The organism is Nodosilinea sp. LEGE 07298, from assembly GCF_015207265.1.
GTDB lineage: Bacteria > Cyanobacteriota > Cyanobacteriia > Phormidesmidales > Phormidesmidaceae > Nodosilinea.
Genome location: NZ_JADEXE010000397.1, coordinates 1 through 5032 on the forward strand (window position 1 = coordinate 1; position 5032 = coordinate 5032).

Annotated in this window: 5 protein-coding genes and 1 pseudogene; 5 read left to right on the top strand and 1 reads right to left on the bottom strand. The window is 55.5% G+C overall.

Annotated elements, in window-relative coordinates:
* A partial coding sequence (locus tag IQ273_RS30190) for a Uma2 family endonuclease (protein ID WP_194026792.1) occupies positions 1–413 on the bottom strand: 413 nt, incomplete at its 3' end.
* Positions 414–753: 340 nt separating this feature from the next.
* Between IQ273_RS30190 and IQ273_RS30195 the strand changes: the two genes are divergently transcribed.
* The 5 genes and pseudogenes from IQ273_RS30195 to IQ273_RS30215 all read left to right on the top strand — a co-directional run.
* The gene (locus IQ273_RS30195; RefSeq protein WP_194026793.1) at positions 754–1035 is read left to right on the top strand and encodes a hypothetical protein; all 282 of its coding nucleotides are present in this window, start codon (positions 754–756) and stop codon (positions 1033–1035) included.
* A gap of 290 nt (positions 1036–1325) precedes the next feature.
* Positions 1326–2087, top strand: a pseudogene (locus tag IQ273_RS30200) (FtsK/SpoIIIE domain-containing protein); the annotation flags it as partial.
* Positions 2088–2295: 208 nt separating this feature from the next.
* Positions 2296–4044, top strand: a complete 1749-nt coding sequence (locus tag IQ273_RS30205) for a dynamin family protein (RefSeq protein ID WP_194026794.1) — start codon at positions 2296–2298, stop codon at positions 4042–4044.
* 123 nt (positions 4045–4167) lie between these two features.
* A complete protein-coding gene (locus tag IQ273_RS30210) occupies positions 4168–4314 on the top strand; it encodes a DUF4089 domain-containing protein (RefSeq protein WP_228054179.1) in 147 nt (48 codons plus the stop codon).
* On the top strand, positions 4311–5032 hold a 722-nt coding region (locus tag IQ273_RS30215; protein WP_255534756.1), incomplete at its 3' end, for an amidase family protein. The genes IQ273_RS30210 and IQ273_RS30215, both read left to right, overlap by 4 nt.

Consider the following 5032-nt stretch of genomic DNA (forward strand, 5'->3'; position numbering starts at 1 on the left):
ATGCCAAACAGGGCATACTCTTCCACCTTGCGGGCATAGTCCGTTTCCCAGTTAGTGCTCACTACCTCCACTACCAGCTTTACCGAAGTGCCCAGGGTAATCACAGGTTCTCGTTCCCACAGCGGCTCATGCACCAGGGCCGGTTCATCAAGCACCACCACATCTGGGCGGCGAGCCGTGGCAACATCGGCAAACGGTCGCAGCAAACAGGTGCGAGGAATAATCCACGGATGGCCCTGGCGATCGATTTCAATGCTGAGCTGGCTGGCGACTTTCCCGGCAGTGGTTTCGTGGAGGCCGGTAGGTTCCATATCGATCAGCTCTCCGTCGGCCAGTTCGTAGCGCGGGTTATCGCCATAGCGGGTCAAAAATTCGTCAACGCCAAGTACCAGCGACGATGAAGTCTGAGTCATAGAAAAGACTCCCAGAGCTAAGCGGTCATAGAACAATAGTAGAGAATTAGGGAAAACTCGACAGACTTCTCGACAGGTAGCAATTTTGACTTGATTTGAGGGCTTGAATGCAGTAAGTTACTGAGCTATGGCTGTGTGCGTGCAGTCTGAGCTTCCCAAAAATTTGGTCTAACGCCGCTGGAAGGTGCTTCCAACACCAACCAGCGGCTAACCCCGTCGACTGAGCTACCAGTCTCGGAGGCTAAGGTTGATCATACCTGGCCGCCCTGAACTGCACATGTCTGGGGCGGCCAAGTTTTTGGGTTTCTTCCCCGTCGTTTCACCGGAAAGGAACCCGATTATGTTGTGTTTTACCCACCAAGACCTCCGAGTTCTTCAAGAACTCGGAGGTCTCGATCCCCTACGCCTTGCAAACCCCAGCCCTCGGCCAGAGCGATTGCGCCACCTAGTAATTGGCACAACTGAGGGGGTGCGAGGGGCGATTAACTACCTGCATTTACTCAGGTACGCCGAGCAGCGCGAGTGGAGCCAGTTCGTAACAATTCCACCGTCCGGGATTTTGATTACCCCAGAGCAAGGCGAGGTGTTCAGTCTGCTGAGGCGCGATCGACAGGTAGATTAAGACCTCTAAGGGGTCAGGTGCCTTCTATAGCCATGACGTTATCAGTCACAGCACCAAAGGCACCTGACCCCTGATCAAAAACGCCGGATATCGAGGGGAGGCATGGCAACAGCTTGAGTAAGGTTTAACGCAAGCTTTAACAAGACCAGTAGATTGCCAGTGCAACCCATGCCCTAGTGTGTGCTGATTGCTTCCGCAATAGAATGCGACGACGGGGTGAGAGATATTTGACCAAAGGCACCCGTTCCCTGCTCAAAGCGTTGCGCTACGACCCTAAAGGATTGTGCCGCTATATTCAGCATCAGACTTTGCCACCGACAGATCCAATTAAGATTGCTATTGGAGTTAACCTGGAGGGTGATCTGATCGAAGCAGATCTATCCGATCCTAATACCTGTCATTTTTTGGTGGGTGGTACGACTGGTAGCGGTAAAAGCGAATTTTTGCGATCGCTCCTGCTCAGCTTACTAAAGCGTCATTCTCCAGAGCATCTACAAATTGCCCTGGTAGACCCCAAGCGAGTCACCTTTCCCGAATTTGAAGATATTCCCTGGCTTCTACAGCCAATTGTCAAAGATACAGAAGGGGCGATCGCCCTGATGAATTCCCTAATGGACGAAATGGATCAGCGCTACCGCCGGTTTGAAAAAACTCGCTGTGCTGATCTCACTCGCTACAATCAGCAAGCGAGTAGTCCGTTATCTCGAATTGTATGCATATTTGACGAGTACGCTGACTTTATGGCGGAGAAAGAAAGCCGCTCGGCTATTGAGCAAAGTATTAAGCGGCTAGGCGCAATGGCTCGTGCTGCTGGTATTCATTTGATCATCGCTACCCAACGCCCAGATGCTCAGGTTGTTACTCCCCTAATTCGCTCAAACTTGCCGGGTCGAGTAGCGTTGAAAACAGCCAGTGAGGCAGATTCTTCAATCGTCTTGGGCGGTAAGCAGGGAGACGCCGTTAACCTGCTGGGTAAGGGCGATTTGCTTTATTTAGGCGGCGGTCAGTTGTTGCGATTACAGAGCCTTTTTGCTCCAGAAATTACCCTGTAGAATGGCAATTCACGAGGTCATCCTTCCACTAAAGTCTGATGCCTCAAGGTGGATCTTTTCGGGCTGAAGCTTCTTACCTCCAAAACTAAGTCTTCGTCCGACACCCCAGAGGGCGGATGCCACCCAAACGGAAGACAGCCCAAAATTCTGACCGTGCGATACTGAAGGTCAGGCCAGCGTGGCCTAGCTAGGTTTAAGGAGATATGCAGTGGCCAGCCAAATTATCGACAAAACGCTCCACGCCTATCGAGACGACCTCGATCGCCTGCTAGAGCGGGTGCAAACCCTGGCCAACGACATCAACAACCCCAACCTGCAGCGCACCACCCATAACCTGCGCCGCAATATCAACGAGCCGTTTTTGTTTGTGGTGGTGGGTGAGGTCAAGGCGGGCAAAAGCAGCTTTGTCAACGCCCTGCTCGATGCCGAGGTGTGCGCCACCGACATTGAGCCCTGCACCGACTCAATTCAGCAGATTGTCTACGCCGAGCAAGAGTTTGTCGAGCAGGTAGAGCCCAGCCTGCGCAAAATAGGCCGACCGATCCCGATTCTGCAAGACATTTCCATTGTGGATACGCCGGGCACCAACACGGTGATTGCCGAGCACCAGATCATCACCGAGCGCTACATTCCCAATAGCGACCTGACCTTTTTTGTGCTGTTTGCCAAGAACCCGTACCAAAAAAGCGCCTGGGATTTTCTCGATTTTGTCAGTGCTGAGTGGCGCAAGAAAGTAGTGTTTATTTTGCAGCAGGCCGATCTGCTGCGCCCCGCCGACCTGCAAACCAACGTGGAGCGGGTGAAGGAATACGCCTACCAAAAGCAGATCAAAGCCCCGATCATCTTTCCCACCTCTGCGGCACTGGAGCAGGAGGGTGACACGGCGAACAGCGGTTTTGAGCCCGTGCGCCAGTACATTCAGGCGATGGTGTCGTCGGGGGAGAGCTACAAGATAAAGCTGCGATCGGTAAGCCAGACTACTCAGCAAATTATCGACCTGCTGAATGGCGATGTAGAGGGGCTAAACCGTCAGCTGGCCAGCGATCGCGCCACCGCCCAGAGCATTCGCAGCAAAATTGATGCCGGGCGGGCGCGATCGCGCTACGAGGTCAACACCCTGGCCGATCGCCTGGCCGCCCGCTACGAGGTAATTTCAGCCCGCATCAAGCGCGACTTTCGTGAGAGCCTGACGGTACCCATGGTGGTGCGGCGATCGTTCGTCGGTATTTTTAACCAGGATGCCTCCATGCGGGCCTGGATTGACGACTTTCAGGATCGCTGTGCCCGCGACCTGCGCGAATCGCTCGAAGAGGTTTCCCGAGAGGGAGCGCAGCACTTTGTCGACGGCATTCGCCAGCTCTTTGACGGGCTGAATCAAGACCTGGAGAGCGTCAAGACCCACCGGGTGGAGAGCAGCCACATTTCGCTCAAGGTGCTGGAGCGCCGCCAGGAGGTAATCGACAGCGTGCAGGCCAAGGTCAACAACCTGATGGCCGACCAAGGCTTTGGCGATGTGCTGGTGACCCAGGCGGGCGATATGGCCAACGAGATTGTCGGCGGCGCGGTGATGGCGGTAGCAGGCACTATTCTGCACATTATTGAGTTTGCGGTGGCCGAAGCCATCTTGAGTGCGATCGGCATTGCCTTTGCCGGGGTGGGGGTAATCGTGCTGGCGATCGGCATTTTGTGGCAGCGCAACCGCATCATCGCCAAGTTTGAGCACGCCCTCGACAGTGAAAAAGACCGCTTTCAAGAAGAAGTGGCCAGCCGCCTGAACGAAAAGCTGGGGATTATCTACGAAGAAGTCGAGCGCATTTTCACCCAGTTCTATGATTACGTGGAGCGCGAAGAGGCAGCGGTGCAGCCGGTAATCGATCAGTACGCCGCGATCAAGCAAGAGGCGGAAGGGCTGTTTAGCTCAAATGCGCTGAGCGGATTGGGTGCCGATCAGCGGTAGGCGGAGGGAGCCCTTGCCCTTCTGGTAAGGAGGCGAGATGGTAGAAAGGTACCTACTGGTGTAGCTAAGCGTATGGGTGCTGAACCATCTAACTCTGTAGATTTCACGGCTTATGTAGAGGCAATGGCAAAGATTCTAGAACTCACTATTCCCGACGAGATTAAGCCGGGGGTAGTAGCGAATGTGGAGCATGTTTGGGATATTGCCCAGCCCGTTCTGACCTTTCCTTTGCCTGACAGCCTAGAAAGCGCCGCCACCTTTGAGCCATGACTAAACCGCCCGATGCCTTGGCCCTAGCCGCTGTCGTTAAAGCCGGTAAACTGTCTGCCTCGACGGTAGTGGATGCGGCTTTGGCCGATATTGCCACTCGCAACCCATCGGTGAACTGTTTTACCGAGGTGACGGCAGACCGGGCGCGATCGCAGGCCCAGGCGATCGACAGCGCGATCGACGCTGGCCAAGATCCTGGCCCCTTGGCGGGAGTCCCCTTTGCGGTCAAAAACCTATTCGACATTGAGGGCATCACTACCCTGGCGGGGGCCAAGCTCAACCAGAGCAATCCCCCAGCGGTGCAGGATGCTACTGCGATCGCTCGTCTACAGCAGGCCGGGGCAGTACTGGTCGGCGCGCTGAATATGGATGAGTACGCCTACGGCTTTGTCACCATCAACGCCCACTTTGGCACTACGCCCAACCCCCACGACCCCAGCCGGATGGCGGGCGGATCTTCAGGTGGGTCGGCGGCGGCGGTGGCGGCGGGGCTAGTGCCCTTTAGCCTGGGCTCAGATACCAATGGCTCAATTCGCGTGCCCGCCTCGCTGTGCGGGGTGTATGGGCTGAAGCCCACCTACGGGCGGCTATCGCGGGCTGGAGCGTTCTTATTCTCAAGTAGTTTGGATCACGTGGGGCCAATGGCGCGATCGCTCGCCGATCTCGCTACCGTCTACGACAGCCTACAGGGGCCAGACCCAGCTGACCCCGTCTGTAC

Coding starts and splice junctions, on each gene's coding strand:
- IQ273_RS30195 (WP_194026793.1), top strand. CDS start 754: ATGTTGTGTTTTACCCACCAAGACCTCCGAGTTCTTCAAGAACTCGGA.
- IQ273_RS30210 (WP_228054179.1), top strand. CDS start 4,168: ATGGCAAAGATTCTAGAACTCACTATTCCCGACGAGATTAAGCCGGGG.